Below are 18,207 nucleotides of genomic sequence, written 5' to 3'. Positions count from 1 at the left end.
GATGAGCGAGTCAGGTGAGATCCCGCAGGAAGCAACGCGACGAGGAAGCTCACCGCTCGCCCTGCGGAAAGCGTAGCAATCTGGAACGAAGGGACGCACTAATAAATCCCCTCTCGATGCAAAAAAAAGAAGCCCTCCCTCACCAACCTAGGTAAGACAACGCTCTCCTTTTTAACTCCATATCAATTGCCCACATTTACACTAAACTCTTGCTTCAAGTCATATACGCTTCCTTTTTCACGCTCAACCTCTAACCGAATTTGGTGAACACCTTTTTCCAAATTCGGAATCACAAACGCTGCTTTTGACTCTTCAAGCGTCCTTACCCCGTCTACATACACAACCACGTATCCTTGTCCGTCCTGATTTTGCGATGATTGCTGAAACGTGAATCGATTGATAATACACTCCACGTACACATCGTCTCCGCTCACATACTGATGCACCGTAAGCGTACGATCCTGCAGTGAAACCGATGACTCCACGCTTTTACGATGCTCACTTTGCGGTGGATTTGGACTTGAATTCGGCTTTGGTTTATCATTTTGACAACCCGCCACCAATAAGACACTTGCCATAAACAGAGCTATTCTATACACATCGCTCACTCCTTTTTCAGGTAGTATGTGCAAGCGCCCCACTTTTATCCAACTCTTACAAAATGAAAAACCGGCCTCTCCCTATGTCATAGGTTGTGACCGGTTCTTCATATAAACAAAGCAACCATTTCCAACGTCGCCTGCTCATTATGAATCTTGTTCTCGCATCGCTTGAAGCATATAAAGCATCACATTCGCCATTTCGACTGAATTTGAGAACTTCTCAATTTTATGAGGAATCGTCTGTTTAAAATACTGCAATGACGCAAGTTCAAACTTTTCAAGTTGAGTTGGGTCTCGTGTTAACGTACGATACCAAATTGGTTGTTCCCGAATAAACTGCTGCAGCTTCGACTTTGATGAGATATAATCATACACATCTTTTCTCATGTTATGCCTTAATCCTTACGAAATCCAAAAGGGTTATTGGGGACCGAGCCTCCACCTATTGGTTTCTTTGTTTGGAATTGCTGAAGCACCTGCTGAATGTTTGAAATCGCGGAATTCATGCTCGTCATATGCTGCTGCATTTGATCAACGTCCATATTCTTCACCGATGAAAAGATTGAGCCTAAAAAGTCTCCTTTTGCTTTCTTTTCATCTTCTTTTGCTGGTTCTTCGTCTCCATCTGTTGAACGGTACTTCGCCCATGTTTGATCGTCTTCCCCAAACAAATACCAATCTTCATAAATTTCCTGCCAAGAACGCTTTTGCTTTCGTACTTCTTCTACAAGCTTTGGATGATCTTTCACAAACGTTTTAAACTTTGCAATGGAAGGGTGCAACTCTTTTTTTACACTGCTCAATTTTATCACCTCTATGTCAGTAGCCTACACTATATTGTAGAAGGAAAGCTTGGTTTTCGTGCGCCTATTTTACAATTTTTTTCTTTCGAACAGCAAGCCAGTAAACAAGTGCAACCGAAGCAATGCTGAGCCAGAAGGTAAAGTAGCCAATTTGTGCCCTATATTGATCCAATACGGGATACTGCGGCATCATGAAAAACACGTAGTCAATAATTTCATTATGTACGGCCCATACGGCTGCAATTGATAAATGAATTGGCTTAATTCGATAAAAAGGTGTATAAAGGATACCTTGTACTGCCATAGCGAAATGAGATGTCATAAGCATGAGCATAATAATATTCATTTCTCCTGTTACTTTATACACAAGCAGGTTCATTACCACTGCCCAAATGCCATACTTAAACAGCGTCACGCTCGCCAACGCTTCCATTAAGCCGAAGTTTTTATTCATTAGAAATCCAATTAGGACAAAAACAAAAAAGAGCGTAGCTGTGGGGCTATCTGGTACAAAGGGAATAAATTTTGCTGGCGTCATAGCTAACTGTCCACCGTACCAAATATAGCCGTAAATCGTTCCAAGCGTATTCACAATCAATAACAGGATAAGCACTCGTTTGTCTTTAAAAATAAGCTGTAGATAATTCACTATAATCCCTCATTTTATTCTGTTTTCTACATTATGACATAAAAAAAGATGACTCAAAAGAGACATCCACCACTTCTCCTTTAAAATCATCTTTTAGCTTGTAATCTCTACTTATCTTTGCCGATATTTGCGACAAACTCAGAAAGTGTTTTTAGCTCTTCATCGGTTCCTTTGAACACACCTGCTGGCATGTTCCCCTTACCGTTTTTAGCTATTTTCGCTATTTCTTCCGGCTTTAAATTAATTTCGGTCAGTGCTGGAGCTGCTGCCCCGCCCTGCAGATTTTCACCGTGACAGGTCAAACACGTATTTTTCTCCATTAATTTATAGCCTTCTGCTTCTTTATCGATCGGCACTTCTTTGACGATTTTCCCTTGCGCTTCTGCAGCTTTCCAGTCATGTGTTGCGACTGATTCCCACGTTAAGAAGATAATACCCGCAATGGCTAGCAGCATAAAACCAGTTGGAATTGGTCGTCTTGCCGGACGTCGCTCTGGACCACTATCTAAAAATGGGGCTAATAAAAGTGCGCCGAACGCGATTCCCGGTACGATAAATGCTCCAATTACGTTATAAGGACCTGATGCATATGAATATTTTAAAAGTTGATATAAAAACAGAAAGTACCAGTCTGGTAGTGGTATATATCCTGTATCAGTAGGATCTGCAATACGTTCTAGAGGAGATGGTTCTGCGATGGTTAAGCATAGATAGCCGACTAAAAATACAGCCCCTACCATCCATTCTTTTAAAAGAAAGTTTGGCCAAAAAGCTTCTGTTTTCCCTGGAAATTCCGAGTAATCTTTCGGAATATTCGGTTTCCTTGATACAGGAACACGTGAATCTCCGACAAATTTCATTCCTTTACCACGATGCATGTCGTTATCCCTCCCTTAAATCAGATGTTCTTTTTTGTTGCTGCTCTTTATAGAGGACCAGAAATACCTTGTTTTCGAATCATCAAGAAATGAGCAGCCATTAAGCCTAAAAGTGCACCTGGTAAGAAGAACACATGGATGGCAAAGAAGCGAGTTAACGTTTGTGCTCCGATAATGTCCGGATGCCCTGCTAGAAGTGTTTTAACTTGTGCTCCAATAAACGGCGTTGATTCCGCAATTTGAAGCCCTACCTTCGTCGCGAAAAGCGCTTTCATATCCCACGGAAGTAAATAGCCCGTAAATCCTAGACCTAACATAACGCCGAAGATTAGTACGCCCACGATCCAGTTAAGCTCACGAGGTTTTTTGTACGCACCTTGGAAAAATACGCGCAACGTATGTAAAAACATCATAACGATGACTAAGCTTGCACCCCAATGATGCATACCGCGTACAATTTGTCCAAATGCAACTTCGTTTTGAAGATAATAAACAGATTCCCACGCATTTTTAATATCTGGTACGTAATACATCGTTAAAAACATACCGGATAAAATTTGGATAACGGTTACAAAAAACGTTAGCCCGCCAAAACAATAGACAAATGCTGAGAAATGGTGTGCTGGATTGACATGTTCAGGTACTTCGTGGTCAGCAATGTCTCGCCATAAAGGAGTAATATCTAAGCGTTCATCAACCCAATCATAGATTTTGTTTAGCATGATTACGCTCCTCCTCTTGGTTCGGCTTTACCTAAATAAAGTGTTCCCTTTTCTACTTTTTGTTTGAAGACGTCTAGAGGATGAATAGGTGGTGTTTTAGGAACATTGGTGCCGTCTTTTTCGTACATCCCGCCGTGGCAAGGACAGTAAAAACGATTAGGGTTTTTCTTATCACCGTTCCAGTTAACGGTGCATCCTAAATGCTTACATACAGGAGACAATGCCACAATCTCTCCCTTTTTGGTTTTGTATACCCATGCAGATTTAGGTTCTTCTGACTCGTGCCAAGCATCAACTTGGTGCACTTTAAAATTAAAACGCTGAGGCTCATTGGTTATATCCTTCACTTGCGCCACTGCTACCATATCTTGTTTGGCAACAGGTCTCAGTACAGGATCCAACGCAAAACGAACCATTGGCATAAGCATGCCCGCCGCCATAAACCCGCCTACCCCTGTTAGCGTGTAGTTCAAAAATTGGCGTCTTGACACTTGGTGTTCCTTTTCGCTCATGCGTCTCCCCCCCTTTGTCAAAAGCTCCGTCCTTGAAAAAATTTCTATAAATATATAAAACTAGGACATTCTCATGATATATCAAGATTTAATCAAGGTCAATATGGTCTTTTCCTAAAAATTATTAATACTAAATAAAGTTCGAATATTTTGTTTTTAATTAAGAAATCGTTTACCAACTGGCTGTAAAAATAGAAGATACTGACTCAGCTTGCTGCTGCAAGATGTCTCTTTTATCTTCATCTTTCATCGCATGAAATGGAAGCGAGGGTACCCATAAAAGCGAGCCTTCCAACTCTCCATCAAATTGCCGCCACTCTGCTTCTGTGGTTAGCATAAAAACATGCGTGAGGCCTTGTTCGATCAAATAGTGCTTCCAGTCGAGCAATTCAGCTTTCTTTGTGACTAGGTCAGTGTTTTTTAGATATGTATACGCGGGCAATAATAGCACTCGACCTTTGTATTGTCTTTCCATCTCATAGGCTAGAGCTTGCACATACTCCCCTGATGCAACTGTTTTCGATGAGCTGGCAAATTCAATTGGAACAATAGGAACAATCGCACAGTCAATGTATTCTTTCGCCTGCAAATACTGATCCACATCAGTTGTTATCCATCGCACGTGTTTCACCTCCTTTAAAGATAATGAAAAAGGATCCTACTAGATGATCTCATCCTGTAGAATCCCTTCACATCATACGAAACCATTACAGTTAAAAGAGATTTAGAACAGGTTATGCCATATTGATGCAAAAAGCATCGATCTATCTTTACTTACGCATGATAGTGTTGATTCATATACCCTGTTAGTCGCTTAAACTCTTCTTCATCATGGTTGTCAAGTGCTTGATCAATTAGCTCCAACAGCTTGGCACGCTGAAAGGATTCAATGGATTCTTGAAGCACTTTTTCAGCGAGCATTTGATCTTTTTCATTCGTTTCCATACTTTTTGGCGCGTATGGATTTTCTTCTAATACTGCTACATACTGCGGTGACAGAAAAGAAGATCGAAAATTCAATTGAATATAAATATCTTCATTTCGATTTAATCGAATATCATGAAATGATTTTTCTGCATCTGTCGTCATTACGCTTTCTTTGTAAAAACGAAATGGTGGATCCTCTACACAATGCGTAGACATGATCAAACCCCTTGGCGTAAACTGCGCATGTTCAACAAAATGAACATTTTTCATTAAGTGATCATGACTCATTAAATAATTTAAAATCCACACACATTCTCGACGCTTCAGTTGATAGTTAGTTAAGAACCAGCGCACAAATTCTTTTTTCTCGTTAACAGAAACAGGAGTGGCCATTATTTCACTTCCCTTCTATCTGTAAAAAAACTTAGGGTTATACTATTACCTATTCAACAAAACCTCTCCAAAATCCTTTTCGTTGATTACGATTCTTGCAATTGTGCTAACAGATCTTGAATCTCGACTGATGTTGGGTTTTGCTCAAGCATTGCCGTGAAAATTGCCTTTGCCTGTTCACGTTGTCCCTCTTCAAGCAGAAAATAACCGTACTCTTCTAGAAAGGCGTAGTCTTCTTTAAAGACATTATATGCCGCTTCATAGTGTTTTATTGCATCTTCGTACAATTCCAACTCTTTCGATGCTCTTGCCAAGTCCCAATCAAAATGAGGATCATGTTCATTATAAGAAACGGCTGTTTGAATGTTTTCAATGACATCTTCGTATCGCTCTTGGCTCATGTAAAGGGTAGAAACTGTTAAAATAGCTTCAATGTAACCTGGATCGATGGCAATGCCTTCACGTAGCGCATGTTCCGCCGTTTCTTCGTCGCCCATCTTGAGCGCAAGCTTTCCTTTGTAGAAAAATAGTTCTTTGTTAAACTCATCCTGCTTAATACCATCGTTAACGGCCTCAAGCGCCTCTGGTAGCATTGATTCATGCTCATAGGCTCTTGCTAGGAAGAGATATAGAGAGTGATACTGAGGATCTAATGCTTGTAATTCGATAAATTTCTCAATCGCGGTTTGATAATGCTCCGCATGATACGCAGCAAGCGCATATTCAAACAGCGTGTTAATTTCTAACTTGTTGTCGAGCGCTTTTTCAAAATATGGAATAGCTTGTTCGTATTCACCTGTTCCACATAGACTTTCCGCTAAACGTTGATTTAAATCAATTCCGTTGAAATCAAGCGTTGATTTTTGCTCAATTAAGCGCTCGTAGTAAGTAACCGCCTTGCGATATTCTGCTTGACTTAAGTAAAATTCTCCAAGTCCAAAATCGATGACTTCTTCCTTCGGCAATAGTCGCTTTGCTTCTAACAGCTTTGCTTCTGCTACCTCACTTAGTCCTTGCATTTGATACAAATCAGCTGTTAGCAGAAGGCCGCGAACATAAATCGGGTCGTCTGATTCAATTGTATCTAAAATAGCAATGGCTTTTTCTTCTTCTTCTAGATCGACATATACCTCAGCTTTGAATAAAAGCAGCTCACCTTCTCCTGGATAATACTCCAAAAGCTCGTCCACTAACGCAATCGCATCTTCAAGAAGTCCCCACGTATAAAATTGTTCGGCTAGAAGTAATTTGTCTTCTGCGCTCGCTGTTTTTTGTAATTCCTTTATAAGAGCTAGCCCTTCTTCAACACGATCATTTTCTACATATTGAATGGCTTTTTCTAGTTCTCTCATCATCATTCCCCTTCATTAGCATACCTTCATATGCCCGTTTCTTTCCTCTATCTTATAAAATCCATATTGTTAGTTCAACTAAGGTATTTCATTATGACATAACTATATCCTAGAAGCAAAGTATCTGCTGAGAGGTAACCAATGAAAAAGAGCACCTACATGAGATGTAGAAATGCTCTTTTCGTCTATTATTGAATGAATGTCGCATAGCTGTGTTTCTGAAGACAGACGCGCGCTTTTTTGCGGTCATCATCCGTTTGAAAGCTGAGACGTAATACCCCGTAAATATCTTCACGCGTCTCTAAAATACGGATGTTGGTTATGCTAATCTCTTCTTCAGCTAGATGACCAGTCACCTCAGAGATAATACCCGGATAATCGGGAACATCCACATACAAGTCGTAAAAGGATGGAATAGCTCCTTTTTGACGAACAGGAAGCTGGTCACGAAATTGCTTGGCTTGTTCGAAGTAATCAAAAATGCTCTCTGCTTTCTTTTCTTCAACAAGATCACGCACTTTATGCATTTCAAAAATCCAACGATCAAAAATCTCTAAAAGCATCTCTTTGTTATGTAGTAAAATATCACGCCACATTGCGGGACTGCTTGAGGCGATTCTCGTAATATCGCGAAATCCACCGGCGGCTAACTTTCCAACTAATTCGTTTTCCTGTTCATACTGCTCTGCTTGGTGAACAAGACTTGCAGCAATAATGTGAGGAAAGTGGCTAATAACGCCTGTTAATTTATCATGCTCATCAGGCGTGATAACGATGAACTGCGCTTTTGTCCCACTTAATAAAACTTGAAGTTCGTTCATTTCCTTTTCTGACTCTTCATTCGAAGGTGTTAAAATGTAAAACGCATTTTCAAACAAATGAGCTTTAGCAGCTGTCACGCCGCTTTTATGTGAACCCGCCATCGGATGACCACCGATAAAATGCACGTTGTCTGAGAACACGGCCTGTGCGGTTTGCACGATTTGTTTCTTCGTGCTTCCTACATCTGTTACGATGACGCCTTCTTTTAGTGAGAGCTGTGAGAGTTCGTTGAGTACTTTTTCTGCCTGCGTAACGGGGATTGCCACAATAATGTAATCCGCATTCGCAGCACCTTCCTCAAGCATCGTCACCGTATGATCCACGACTTTTAGTGACTTGGCAAGCTCCAGCTGTTCCGTATTAATGTCATACCCAATGATGGTTACATTCGGATGCGTTTCCTTTATGCTAAGGGCAAGAGAACCACCGATCAGCCCTAATCCTATCATGAACACATTGCTGTTCATACGTGCACCTCTATTTTCTTCATTTTTTCAACATAAAACAGAGGAATGAGACAGATCTGTTCATTGGGACAGGTCCATCTCATTCCTATGTAAGAACAATTTATTGCGCTACAAATTCTTTTAGCAAGTCGATGATTTCAGCATTTTCTTCTTTGGACCCAACGGTAATTCGAACAGAAGTTGGGAACCCTAATGCATTTCCTGAACGAACGATAAAACCGCGCTCTAATAAAAATTGAAATACTTCATCGCCTTGACGTTTGAAGTCAATTAAAATAAAGTTCGTTTCTGAACGATAGTACTCAAGGTTGTACTTCTCACAGAAATCATAATATTGCTGTAACCCTTCTTGATTAAGATCGCGGCACTTCTCAATAAACGCCTGATCATCAAGCGCAGCAATTGCCGCAACCTGTGCAAGTCTGCTCGTATTAAACGGCTCACGTGCTGGCTCGATTTGCTGAAGCAATTCTGTATGGCCAATTCCATATCCAATACGAAGCGCAGCAAGACCGTATGCTTTTGAGAACGTGCGAAGAATAATCAAGTTATCGTATTTATTTAATAGCGGTACTGATTCTGGAAAATCATCAGCTGTTACATACTCATAATATGCTTCATCTAAAACGACCAATACGTGACTCGGTACGTTTTCTAAAAATGGAAGCAGCTTCGCCTCAGGAATATACGTCCCTGTTGGATTGTTTGGTGTACATACCCATACAACTCTCGTTTGCTCATCAATTGCTTCTAACATTGCATCTAAATCATGCTGGCCGTCTACGAGCGGCACTTCACGAATTTCTGCACCTTCAATCACAGCATTATGCTTGTATTGAGGGAACGTAGGAGCTGCCATTACCGTGTTCGTATCGGCACTCAACATGGCACGGCAAATAATTTGAATAATTTCATCAGATCCATTTCCAAAAATCAGCTGATCTTTATCAACGCCTACATGCTTTGCCACTTTTTCACGAACGACACCGGAGTAGCCGTCTGGATACAGTGTTAAATGCTCAAGCTCATCTTGGATCGCTTGCTTCGCAGCTGGTGAATAACCGTAAGGATTTTCATTCGATGCTAGCTTCACTACTTTGGATAAATTAAATTCTTTTTGTACTTCTTCAATAGGTTTTCCAGGCTTATATGGACTTAAGCCTTTTAACTGTTCTTTTACCTTCACAATCATTACACCTCACAAATTTGAATCGGTGAAACGATAGAAGCCACATACTCTCTGAATTCTTTTAGCGCTTGCTCATTCGTATCGTTTGTTAAAAGCGCGTCCTTCAATTCCGCAACTTTGTTCACAATGGCACTGCCAATGATAATTCCGTCACTATGGTCCTTTAACACCTTTACTTGCTCTGCTGTCGAAATACCAAATCCAACGGCGACTGGAATGGTTGCATATTTTTTCACTTCTTGTAGAAACTCATCCAAGTCAGATGGAAGCGTTGTACGAACGCCCGTTACACCAAGAGATGATACGCAATATAAAAATCCATCCGCTTCACTCGCAATCATACGGATTCGGTCTTTTGAAGTCGGAGCAACCAGTGAAATGTGAACGACATCGTGCGCTTTTGCTAATCGACGAACTTCCGCGCTTTCCTCATAAGGCAAATCAGGAATAAGGACACCATCAATTTCATTTTGTTGCACTAAAGTGAAAAAGTGTTCTAAATCTAATTGTAACACAGGATTAAAATAGGTAAAGAGGATAATTGGAATATGAACGCCTCTTTCCCTCATCCTTGGCACTAGATTTATTGCTTTTCGAATGGACATTCCGTTCTCTAATGCTCGTTTGGATGCCTCTTGAATGATGGGTCCATCTGCCAAAGGATCAGAATATGGTACACCTAATTCTAACACGGATGCCCCTTCCTCTTGAAGAGCAAATGCAAGCTCAATCGTCACATCTTGGTGCGGATCTCCTGCTGTAATAAATGGGATAAACAAATTATCGTGCTTCGGCAGGCGTTTTTGAAACGTCATGTTGATTTTCCTCCTCTAATAAGTTGATTAATGAATGAACGTCTTTGTCTCCTCGTCCTGATAAGCAAACTAAAATGGAGTCTTCCGCAGACATACCTTTCGCCAGTTCAAATGCCTTTGCTAGCGCATGAGCAGATTCAATCGCTGGAATGATACCTTCTTGGCGCGTTAAAAATTGTAGAGCTGAAATCGCCTCATCATCCGTTACACTTTCATAACGTACTCGTCCAATTGTTGAAAGGTAGGAATGCTCCGGTCCAATTCCAGGATAATCAAGACCTGCTGAGATGGAGTATGGCTCGGTAATTTGACCGTTCTCGTCCTGCATTAAATACGTCAGCGTACCGTGAATGACTCCTTTTGTTCCTTTGGCCATTTTCGCTGCATGAAGATTGGAGTCTAACCCTTTTCCACCTGCTTCGACACCAATAAGCTCAACGTCGTCTTCTTTAATAAAGTCATAGAACATCCCAATGGCATTACTGCCTCCCCCCACACACGCAATAACTTTATCAGGAAGCTTGTTTTCAACGGCTTGGAACTGTCGCTTTGCTTCCTCCCCAATAATTTTTTGGAAGTTGCGAACCATTTTCGGATACGGATGTGGTCCGATCGCAGAACCGATTAAATAGAAGTGATCCTCGCAGTTGGCAACCCAGTAACGAATCGCTTCGTTTGTAGCGTCTTTTAACGTACGTGTTCCTGAATACACAGGTACAACCTCAGCCCCTAGCATTTTCATTCGGAAAACGTTTAGCGCTTGTCGCTCAATGTCCTCTTCTCCCATAAACACCTTGCATTCCATTCCAAACTTTGCTGCTACGGTTGCTGTTGCTACGCCGTGCTGTCCTGCTCCGGTTTCGGCAATTAGTTTTGTTTTTCCCATTCGTTTTGCGAGCAGTGCCTGACCAATCGCATTGTTAATTTTATGGGCACCTGTATGATTCAAATCTTCACGTTTTAAATAGATTTTTGCTCCACCTAGCTTTTCGGTTGCGTTTCCTGCAAACGTAAGAGCGGTTGGTCGACCAGAGTATTCATGTAGCAAGTGCAAATATTCTTGTAGAAAGGCTTCATCTTCCATTGCTGCATCAAGAGCTGTTTCTACTTCTTCTAATGGTCTCATAAGTGTTTCTGGCACATATTTTCCACCAAAGTCACCAAAGCGACCGAACTGATCTGGATGATTATACGTCATTTTTGAATCTCCCTTTCTATCTCCTGTAGTTTTTGTTTGTTTTTCTTTCCGTCTTCCTCAATTCCACTAGATAAATCAATTCCAAAAGGATCATACGTTAGTAAACTATGAATATTGTTTACCGTAATCCCACCTGCTACGAAAAGGGGTGTCTCATACGACTCCATTACTTCCATATATGTCGGAAGAAAGCTCCAATCAAATGTCTTTCCGGTACCGCCAAACGTATTGTCCACCTTACTATCTAGTAAAAGAGCGTCCACATGCGGCGCATACGTATGAATGAGCGAAATCGTATCCTCACCGTGAGGAATCGCCTTCCATACCTCCACTTCGTAACGGTTCTTTATTCGCTGAATATCAGCAAGAGATTCCGTTCCGTGAAGCTGAACAACGTCAAGAGAAGCATAAGTGATGGAATGATCGATCCATTCATCAGACGCGTTCACAAACACGCCAACGTGCCTTTTAGCTTTCGGTCCCCATTCTTTTACGGATTCTGGTGTGACGAATCGCTTGCTTTTTTCATAAAAGATAAATCCGATATAGCTTCCTAAACTATCTGAAACCATTTCATAATCTTCAAGCGTTCGAATGCCGCAATATTTAACGGTTCGCATGCTTTACACCGAATAAATGAGCAATAGCTTCTGTTTGATTCGATTCTCTCATAAGCGTTTCTCCTACTAAAACAGCTTCAGCTCCAGCTTCTTTTACCGATAAAATATCGGCAGTATTGACAATCCCACTCTCACTAACGATCAGACTTTCCTTCGGTACATATGACGCAATTTTTCTCGTTTGCTCAACGCTCGTCACGAACGTATGCAAGTCGCGGTTGTTAATCCCGACAATTTGTGGTGTAAATACATCGAGTATACCTGTTAACGTATCAAGTGCATGCACTTCAACGAGACAATCTAATCCACTCTCTTTTGCCTGTACATACAATTCATGTAGCTTAGCCGGCTCTAGCGCCTCACCAATGAGTAAAATAGCGTCCGCCCCGATTCGTACACTCTCTTCTACTTGAAGAGGATCAATAATAAAATCTTTTCGCAGTACCGGAAGATTCACGGTTTTTTTTATATCCGTTAAAAAGGATTGATTCCCCATAAAGTACTCTTGATCTGTCAGAACAGATAACGCATCCGCTAGCCCTGCTTCGTAATCACGAGCGATTTGCACATGATTAAAATCTTCTTTAATCAATCCTTTTGATGGCGATGCCCGCTTTACCTCGGCAATGAGTGCTAGTGTGTGGGTAGGATTTTTTAACGCATCATAGAAGGAAACCTTTTTCACTTCTTGTTTTTCTGGAAGAATCAGTGCTTCTACCTCTTCTTTTTTCGTTTGTAAAATCTTATCAAGCATGTTGAGTCATCACCTTTCTAGCGCGTAGCTTCTGCAATTGTCTGTACGCTGTTCCATTTTCAATAACCGTTCTCGCGATATGCGTTCCTTCTGCAATTGAGCCTGCTTTACCTGCGACATAAATCGCTGCCGCTGCGTTTAAAATCACTGCATTTTTGGCACTTTCATGAGCTTGATCACGGAAGATTTGCTCAATTGTGAGGGCACTTTCTTTCGCTGTTTCAACGACTAAGTCTGATACTCTCCCTCGCTCTAAGCCAAAATCTTCTGGTTTGATTGTATAAGAACGAATGTCGCCGTCACGAAGCTCTACAATGTCTGTTTCGGTTTCAACGCTGATCTCATCTAGGCCATCTTTTCCTGCTACAAATAATACATGTCTTGAGCTTAGCTTTTGTAGCGTTCTTGCAAGTTTCTCAGCAAGCCCTGCTGAATAAACGCCGATTACTTGCTTATCACAGTTCGACGGGTTTGCAAGCGGTCCAAGCGCATTGAACACCGTACGAAACCCTAATTCTTTTCGTGGTATCGCCGCATGCTTCATTGCTGGGTGATACATAGGAGCAAATAAGAAGGCCATTCCGTCCTGCTTAAGGGTCTCTATTACCTCCTGTTTCGTAGAAGTAATATCAATTCCCAAGTATTCAAGTACGTCTGCACTTCCGCTTTTAGAAGATACAGCCCGATTTCCGTGCTTAGCCACTTTCACACCTGCTGCGGACGCTACGATCGCACTTGCCGTTGAAATGTTAAACGTTGATGCGCCGTCTCCACCCGTCCCGCACGTGTCAACGACGTTTTCAAGACCCGTCTGGAGTGGAATCATATTTTCACGCATTCCTCTCACAAACCCCGTAATCTCTTCAATCGTTTCGCCTCTATACGTTAAGATTGTCAGCAAGCTTCCGATTTGAGCTGATGAAACCGTTCCTGACATAATCTCATTCATCACCGTTTTAGCTTCGTGTTCCGTTAATGATTGACCTGTTAAACATTTTAAGAGAAATTCTTTAAACATATAAATTCCCCTCTTTTTGATAAATTTTTTCTGCTAGCTGAATCGTTTTAATCAGCGCACTCGCTTTGTTTTTTGTTTCTTTATATTCAAGCTCTGGAACTGAATCAGCCACAATGCCTGCTCCCGCTTGCACGTACGCGTTACAATCTTTTAACAGGATGGTACGAATCGCAATGCAGGAATCAATATTGCCGTCAAAATCTAGATAGGCGACGGTTCCGGCGTAGACATTTCGTGCTGTTGGCTCAAGCTCTGCTAAAATTTGCATCGCACGCACTTTAGGTGCGCCTGATACGGTACCAGCTGGAAAAGCGGCGAGAAGCGCATCAATCGGATGAACGTTCTCTGCTAATCGACCCGTAACCTTTGAAATTAAATGCATTACATGCGAGAAGTTTACTAGTTCCATTAGTACCGGTGTATTCACTGAACCGTATTCGGCAACGCGACCAATATCATTTCTTGCCAAGTCAACAAGCATGTAGTGCTCTGCGCGCTCTTTTTCATCAGCTAGCAGCTCTTCTCCCAACTGCTGATCTTCCTCATACGTTCGGCCCCTTCTCCTCGTTCCGGCAATTGGATGAATTTCTAGATGACCATCATGTATTTGAATCAGCCGCTCAGGCGAACTTCCAATAAGCTCAATACCATTCATGTTCAAATAAAATAAATAAGGAGACGGGTTTACAAGTCGAAGCACTCGGTAAATGTCAAACCCGCTAATGGAAATAGGGATTTTAAAACGCTGTGACAGTACGGCTTGAAACACGTCACCACTTCGAATGTATTCTTTAATGTTCTCAACGTCCTGTAGAAATTTTTCCTTTTCATACGTGGACTCTACGTCATCAAATGAGACAGGCGTTAAGTCTTGTTCAAACATAAGCGGCTGCTCATCATTTTTTCGTAGCGCTCCGTGAAAATACGCTTTGATCTTTTGCTGTGCACTCTCATACAAACGTTCTTTTTCTTCCTCCGTCTCACTGCCATCTAGGCGTATATAGTGGACGATGATTACTTCTTTTTTTTCATGATGATAGGCCAAAATCGTTTCACAAAAAGCAAAATGACAGCGGCTCATTCCTAAATCATTGTAGGAATGGGACGGGACTTTTTCTAACAGCGACACCGCGTCATATCCTAAAAAGCCAACCGCTCCACCTTTGAACGGGAGATCAATATTAGGCACCTTTACCTTCAACAGATTCTGTGCGGTTTGAAACGTCTCTTTAAACGTGTCTCCTTTGTAAAAGCAATCTCCTTTTTGATCCTGAAGCTCATACATTCCGTCTTGTTCATGGATCGTTAGAAACGGCTGTAGTCCGATAAACGAGTAATTGGACCACTCTGATGACGATTCATTGCTTTCTAGTAAGTAAATCGCTTCTTTTTGTAAGTTTTGAAACAAATCCACCGGCGTGATGGAATCGACGTACATTTTTTTTATAATGGGAATCGTTAAATACTGTGACGCTTCTTCTAAAAACGTCTGCTGATCCTGTGGGTATTTCATGTTTGCTCAGTCCTCCATTTGGAAATGGAGAATGAGAAAAGAGGATAGGTTGAAGGGAAAATAAAAAACCCAAATAGCACTAAACAGGCCTTTGGGTAGATTGTTATTTATATATACTCTACTCAACTAACCTCAGCTCAACTATCTCATTCTCATCTCGTCTATACTTTACTTTATCTCACTCATCAGCTCTCTATGCTGATCGAGTTGTTGCATCTCTCACTGTCTGCTCTGCTATGCTACTCACTAAACTAACTTTCTTAATTATTCATTATCTTAGTACGACACGTATCGTTTGTCAATGAGAAAGATTCCAAAAGCATTATTTCGCTAAAAGAGATAAAATGGTTTCATCATCTACTCTTCTCATAACAGGCTCTCCAATCGCTTGTAATAGAACCATGTTGACATTGCTTTCGGTCGACTTTTTATCTCCCTGCATTTTCTGGAGCAATCGCTTATGATCCAAGCTTTTCGGTACATCAACGCTATATCCTAACGATGTTAACCACTTCTTTAGTTCTTCTACGTCAAATCGAAGGCCTTCTAACTCGATGCTCACTTCAAGCGCGAAGATCATCCCAATGATGACTGCCTCTCCGTGACTCACCACTCCGTATCCGCTCTCTGATTCAATCGCATGACCTAACGTATGTCCTAGATTTAAAAAGGCACGAACGCCAGATTCCCGTTCATCTGCTCGGACAATTCCTGCTTTTACATGAATTCCTTTTTCAATCATATGCATTAGATGCTGATTTTGAACGTGCTGAAGCGACGTGATGTTGTCTTGAAGCCATCTGTAAAAAGATTCATCACTGATGAGCGCGTGCTTTACTACTTCTCCAAAGCCAGAGCGCCACTCTCGTTCTGGAAGGCTTTCAAAAAACTGAACGTCATAAAAAACGGCTTCCGGCTGATGGAAGGCTCCAATCATATTTTTCCCAAGCGCGTGATTAATGGCCACTTTGCCTCCAACCGCACTGTCATGGGCAAGAAGCGTCGTTGGAATTTGAATGAATGAAATGCCGCGCATGTATGTGGCAGCAACAAAGCCTGCTAAATCTCCGACTACGCCCCCACCAAACGCCAAAATTAAAGAACGACGGTCAAGTTGATGCTCAAGCGCAAACGTCTGACACTGATAAAAATAATCAAACGATTTTGCGTGCTCCCCGCTCGGAATAACATATTTAACAGGTGATAAATCTCTTAGCACTGAAGCAAGCGCGTCACCATAAAGGCGGTCCACTTCTTCATCCGTAATGATGAATACTTTGGACGCATCCGGTTTGACACTTCCAATGACTTCTGGCAGTTTATCTAAAATTTGATGACCTAAAAATAATGGATATGTTTTAGATGCAGTTTGAATTTGAATCGTTTCCATGAAAACTCCCTCACGTATAATATGTATATTTTCACCGGAGTCGTCCTTTTCTCCGCTGAACATTAATTGTTTTTTATTATACGCCTAGTTAAAAGGAATTCTCAACTCCTACATGTTTAACGCTTTCGATAAAAAAACGTATCTGCCGTTTCAAAGCCATACGACTGCGGGTTAAAAATTTGTTCCGTACTACCTACAAAGAAAATCCCGCCAGGAGTAAGCGCATCACTAAATTTCTTATACACGTGCTGCTTCGCTTCTTCCGTGAAGTAGATAAGGACATTGCGACACACAATTAAATCATATTTATCTACAAACGGATCAGCAAGCAAATTCTGCTGGCGAAACGTAACGGTTCGTTTAATTTGATCGCTTATTTTGTAGAAAGAGCCTTCTTTCGTAAAATATTGCGCTTTAATTGCCGGCGGAACTTCTTGTAGTGAACGCTCCGCGTACAAGCCAATTTTAGCTTTTGTAATAATGTTTTGGTCGATATCCGTCGCAACAACTTTGATTTGCGAAAGCGGCAAATACGTACTCAAAATCATGGCTAGCGTGTATGGCTCTTCTCCAGACGAGCATGCTGCGCTCCACACTTTAAGCGTACGACGCGTTTTCAATAACTCTGGTAAAATTTTTTTCTCTAATACTTCCCAACGCTTGGCGTTTCGATAAAACTCCGACACATTGATCGTAATTCGATCCAAAAATTCTCCCAGTAGCTCCATGTCTTTGTCCATCGCTTGATAAAATTCCTGAAACGTACGAAATCCTTTCTTCTCATATAATGATATAATGCGGCGTTTCATTTGCGCTTCTTTGTAAAGAGCTAAATCAATACCCGTTCTTTTCTTTACACGACTCATAAAATCCGTATAGTCTTGATCCATTGTCTTCCCTCATTTTCGCCAAAGATAATTATTATGGTAATGATCATTTATACGTTTTATATCGTCTAGACTTGCAAACTATTCAACACGTTCTGCTGTTTATGTATAAAAAATCCGTACTCTCCTTGTTAACCGCAAATAAAAAAGCGTGGTGATTTCACCACGCTTTTTTGTCCCCTTCTGCTACTGCAGGAAGGCTTCTTTTAATAAACCCAATCTTCAATTAACTTACCGTAGTGAACAAGTTCTTCTTCACCGAAGAACAATGCGATTTCACGCTTTGCACTTTCAACCGCATCAGATCCGTGAATAACATTTTTCTCAACAACAAGACCAAAGTCACCGCGGATTGTTCCTGGTAGTGCATCTTTTGGATTTGTTTTTCCAAGCATTTGTCTAGCTACCTCTACTGCGTTTTCCCCTTGCCAAACCATCGCAAATACAGGACCAGACGTAATGAAGTCTACTAATTCCCCAAAGAACGGTTTATCTTTATGCTCTGCATAATGATTGCCCGCTAATTCTGTCGAAATCTGCATTAATTTTGCACCAACTAGTTGAAACCCCTTTTTTTCAAATCTAGTTACGATTTCGCCGATTAAACTTCTTTGTACCCCATCAGGTTTTACCATAATAAATGTTTTTTCCATGAGAATCCCACCCCGAATTATGTAAAATGAAAGCGCAAACACT

General features: G+C 41.2%; 21 protein-coding genes. All 21 read right to left on the bottom strand.

Going from position 1 to position 18,207, the window contains the following annotated elements; genetic code table 11:
- Positions 1 to 182: 182 nt before the first annotated feature.
- The 21 genes from AMD01_RS15430 to ndk all read right to left on the bottom strand — a co-directional run bounded on the left by AMD01_RS15430 (position 183) and on the right by ndk (position 18,164).
- Positions 183 to 578 (bottom strand): hypothetical protein, encoded by a 396-nt coding sequence (locus tag AMD01_RS15430; protein WP_053402323.1) that lies wholly within the window; start codon positions 576 to 578, stop codon positions 183 to 185.
- A 168-nt stretch (positions 579 to 746) separates the two neighbouring features.
- A complete protein-coding gene (locus AMD01_RS15425) occupies positions 747 to 989 on the bottom strand; it encodes a YlbE-like family protein (RefSeq protein ID WP_053402322.1) in 243 nt (80 codons plus the stop codon).
- Positions 990 to 997: 8 nt separating this feature from the next.
- Positions 998 to 1,414 (bottom strand): YlbD family protein, encoded by a 417-nt coding sequence (gene ylbD, locus AMD01_RS15420; RefSeq protein WP_245638957.1) that lies wholly within the window; start codon positions 1,412 to 1,414, stop codon positions 998 to 1,000.
- 55 nt (positions 1,415 to 1,469) lie between these two features.
- Positions 1,470 to 2,054 (bottom strand): lipoprotein heptaprenylglyceryl N-acetyltransferase LhaT, encoded by a 585-nt coding sequence (gene lhaT / locus AMD01_RS15415; RefSeq protein ID WP_053402320.1) that lies wholly within the window; start codon positions 2,052 to 2,054, stop codon positions 1,470 to 1,472.
- Positions 2,055 to 2,161: 107 nt separating this feature from the next.
- On the bottom strand, positions 2,162 to 2,932 hold the full coding sequence (locus AMD01_RS15410; protein ID WP_053402319.1) for a menaquinol-cytochrome c reductase cytochrome b/c subunit: 771 nt from the start codon (positions 2,930 to 2,932) through the stop codon (positions 2,162 to 2,164).
- 47 nt (positions 2,933 to 2,979) lie between these two features.
- On the bottom strand, positions 2,980 to 3,654 hold the full coding sequence (gene qcrB / locus AMD01_RS15405; RefSeq protein ID WP_053402318.1) for a menaquinol-cytochrome c reductase cytochrome b subunit: 675 nt from the start codon (positions 3,652 to 3,654) through the stop codon (positions 2,980 to 2,982).
- A gap of 2 nt (positions 3,655 to 3,656) precedes the next feature.
- On the bottom strand, positions 3,657 to 4,166 hold the full coding sequence (locus tag AMD01_RS15400; RefSeq protein WP_053402317.1) for a Rieske (2Fe-2S) protein: 510 nt from the start codon (positions 4,164 to 4,166) through the stop codon (positions 3,657 to 3,659).
- Positions 4,167 to 4,338: 172 nt separating this feature from the next.
- Complete coding sequence (locus AMD01_RS15395) at positions 4,339 to 4,788, bottom strand: YpiF family protein (protein ID WP_053402316.1); 450 nt, start codon at positions 4,786 to 4,788, stop codon at positions 4,339 to 4,341.
- Positions 4,789 to 4,940: 152 nt separating this feature from the next.
- Complete coding sequence (locus tag AMD01_RS15390) at positions 4,941 to 5,486, bottom strand: ReoY family proteolytic degradation factor (RefSeq protein WP_053402315.1); 546 nt, start codon at positions 5,484 to 5,486, stop codon at positions 4,941 to 4,943.
- Between the two features lie 86 nt (positions 5,487 to 5,572).
- Positions 5,573 to 6,844 (bottom strand): tetratricopeptide repeat protein, encoded by a 1,272-nt coding sequence (locus tag AMD01_RS15385; protein WP_245638956.1) that lies wholly within the window; start codon positions 6,842 to 6,844, stop codon positions 5,573 to 5,575.
- A gap of 182 nt (positions 6,845 to 7,026) precedes the next feature.
- The gene (locus AMD01_RS15380; RefSeq protein WP_053402313.1) at positions 7,027 to 8,127 is read right to left on the bottom strand and encodes a prephenate dehydrogenase; all 1,101 of its coding nucleotides are present in this window, start codon (positions 8,125 to 8,127) and stop codon (positions 7,027 to 7,029) included.
- A 100-nt stretch (positions 8,128 to 8,227) separates the two neighbouring features.
- Positions 8,228 to 9,313 carry a histidinol-phosphate transaminase gene (gene hisC, locus AMD01_RS15375; protein WP_053402335.1) on the bottom strand — a complete coding sequence of 362 codons (1,086 nt, stop codon included), beginning with the start codon at positions 9,311 to 9,313 and terminating at the stop codon, positions 8,228 to 8,230.
- 5 nt (positions 9,314 to 9,318) lie between these two features.
- On the bottom strand, positions 9,319 to 10,131 hold the full coding sequence (trpA, locus tag AMD01_RS15370; RefSeq protein ID WP_053402312.1) for a tryptophan synthase subunit alpha: 813 nt from the start codon (positions 10,129 to 10,131) through the stop codon (positions 9,319 to 9,321).
- Complete coding sequence (trpB, locus tag AMD01_RS15365; RefSeq protein WP_053402311.1) at positions 10,097 to 11,329, bottom strand: tryptophan synthase subunit beta; 1,233 nt, start codon at positions 11,327 to 11,329, stop codon at positions 10,097 to 10,099. Before trpB ends, trpA begins: the two co-directional genes overlap by 35 nt.
- Complete coding sequence (locus AMD01_RS15360; protein ID WP_053402310.1) at positions 11,326 to 11,949, bottom strand: phosphoribosylanthranilate isomerase; 624 nt, start codon at positions 11,947 to 11,949, stop codon at positions 11,326 to 11,328. The genes trpB and AMD01_RS15360 overlap by 4 nt, the downstream gene beginning before the upstream one ends.
- The gene (gene trpC, locus AMD01_RS15355; protein ID WP_053402309.1) at positions 11,936 to 12,703 is read right to left on the bottom strand and encodes an indole-3-glycerol phosphate synthase TrpC; all 768 of its coding nucleotides are present in this window, start codon (positions 12,701 to 12,703) and stop codon (positions 11,936 to 11,938) included. Before trpC ends, AMD01_RS15360 begins: the two co-directional genes overlap by 14 nt.
- The gene (gene trpD, locus AMD01_RS15350; RefSeq protein ID WP_053402308.1) at positions 12,696 to 13,721 is read right to left on the bottom strand and encodes an anthranilate phosphoribosyltransferase; all 1,026 of its coding nucleotides are present in this window, start codon (positions 13,719 to 13,721) and stop codon (positions 12,696 to 12,698) included. Before trpD ends, trpC begins: the two co-directional genes overlap by 8 nt.
- Positions 13,714 to 15,234, bottom strand: coding sequence for an anthranilate synthase component I (trpE, locus tag AMD01_RS15345; protein WP_053402307.1), 1,521 nt, complete (start codon positions 15,232 to 15,234; stop codon positions 13,714 to 13,716). Before trpE ends, trpD begins: the two co-directional genes overlap by 8 nt.
- 322 nt (positions 15,235 to 15,556) lie before the next feature.
- Entirely contained in the window at positions 15,557 to 16,624 is a 1,068-nt protein-coding gene (aroB, locus tag AMD01_RS15340) for a 3-dehydroquinate synthase (RefSeq protein WP_053402306.1), read from the bottom strand.
- A gap of 116 nt (positions 16,625 to 16,740) precedes the next feature.
- Positions 16,741 to 17,514: a CheR family methyltransferase gene (locus tag AMD01_RS15335; protein WP_053402305.1), complete on the bottom strand. Its 774-nt coding sequence runs from the start codon at positions 17,512 to 17,514 to the stop codon at positions 16,741 to 16,743.
- A 203-nt stretch (positions 17,515 to 17,717) separates the two neighbouring features.
- Positions 17,718 to 18,164 carry a nucleoside-diphosphate kinase gene (gene ndk, locus AMD01_RS15330; protein WP_053402304.1) on the bottom strand — a complete coding sequence of 149 codons (447 nt, stop codon included), beginning with the start codon at positions 18,162 to 18,164 and terminating at the stop codon, positions 17,718 to 17,720.
- Between the last annotated feature and the right edge of the window lie 43 nt (positions 18,165 to 18,207).

This window comes from Priestia koreensis, from assembly GCF_001274935.1.
In the GTDB taxonomy this organism is placed as follows: domain Bacteria; phylum Bacillota; class Bacilli; order Bacillales; family Bacillaceae_H; genus Bacillus_AG; species Bacillus_AG koreensis.
The sequence above is the reverse complement of the archived record's forward strand: the minus strand, read 5'-3'. Positions and strand labels throughout refer to the sequence as shown.

Bases quoted from the DNA above. Each gene is read 5' to 3' on its own strand.
- AMD01_RS15430 (WP_053402323.1), bottom strand. From the start codon at position 578: ATGGCAAGTGTCTTATTGGTGGCGGGTTGTCAAAATGATAAACCAAAG.
- AMD01_RS15425 (WP_053402322.1), bottom strand. From the start codon at position 989: ATGAGAAAAGATGTGTATGATTATATCTCATCAAAGTCGAAGCTGCAG.
- AMD01_RS15410 (WP_053402319.1), bottom strand. From the start codon at position 2,932: ATGCATCGTGGTAAAGGAATGAAATTTGTCGGAGATTCACGTGTTCCT.
- qcrB (WP_053402318.1), bottom strand. From the start codon at position 3,654: ATGCTAAACAAAATCTATGATTGGGTTGATGAACGCTTAGATATTACT.
- AMD01_RS15400 (WP_053402317.1), bottom strand. From the start codon at position 4,166: ATGAGCGAAAAGGAACACCAAGTGTCAAGACGCCAATTTTTGAACTAC.
- AMD01_RS15390 (WP_053402315.1), bottom strand. From the start codon at position 5,486: ATGGCCACTCCTGTTTCTGTTAACGAGAAAAAAGAATTTGTGCGCTGG.
- AMD01_RS15385 (WP_245638956.1), bottom strand. From the start codon at position 6,844: ATGATGATGAGAGAACTAGAAAAAGCCATTCAATATGTAGAAAATGAT.
- AMD01_RS15380 (WP_053402313.1), bottom strand. From the start codon at position 8,127: ATGAACAGCAATGTGTTCATGATAGGATTAGGGCTGATCGGTGGTTCT.
- trpA (WP_053402312.1), bottom strand. From the start codon at position 10,131: ATGACGTTTCAAAAACGCCTGCCGAAGCACGATAATTTGTTTATCCCA.
- trpB (WP_053402311.1), bottom strand. From the start codon at position 11,329: ATGACGTATAATCATCCAGATCAGTTCGGTCGCTTTGGTGACTTTGGT.
- AMD01_RS15360 (WP_053402310.1), bottom strand. From the start codon at position 11,949: ATGCGAACCGTTAAATATTGCGGCATTCGAACGCTTGAAGATTATGAA.
- trpC (WP_053402309.1), bottom strand. From the start codon at position 12,703: ATGCTTGATAAGATTTTACAAACGAAAAAAGAAGAGGTAGAAGCACTG.
- trpD (WP_053402308.1), bottom strand. From the start codon at position 13,721: ATGTTTAAAGAATTTCTCTTAAAATGTTTAACAGGTCAATCATTAACG.
- trpE (WP_053402307.1), bottom strand. From the start codon at position 15,234: ATGAAATACCCACAGGATCAGCAGACGTTTTTAGAAGAAGCGTCACAG.
- aroB (WP_053402306.1), bottom strand. From the start codon at position 16,624: ATGGAAACGATTCAAATTCAAACTGCATCTAAAACATATCCATTATTT.
- AMD01_RS15335 (WP_053402305.1), bottom strand. From the start codon at position 17,514: ATGGATCAAGACTATACGGATTTTATGAGTCGTGTAAAGAAAAGAACG.
- ndk (WP_053402304.1), bottom strand. From the start codon at position 18,164: ATGGAAAAAACATTTATTATGGTAAAACCTGATGGGGTACAAAGAAGT.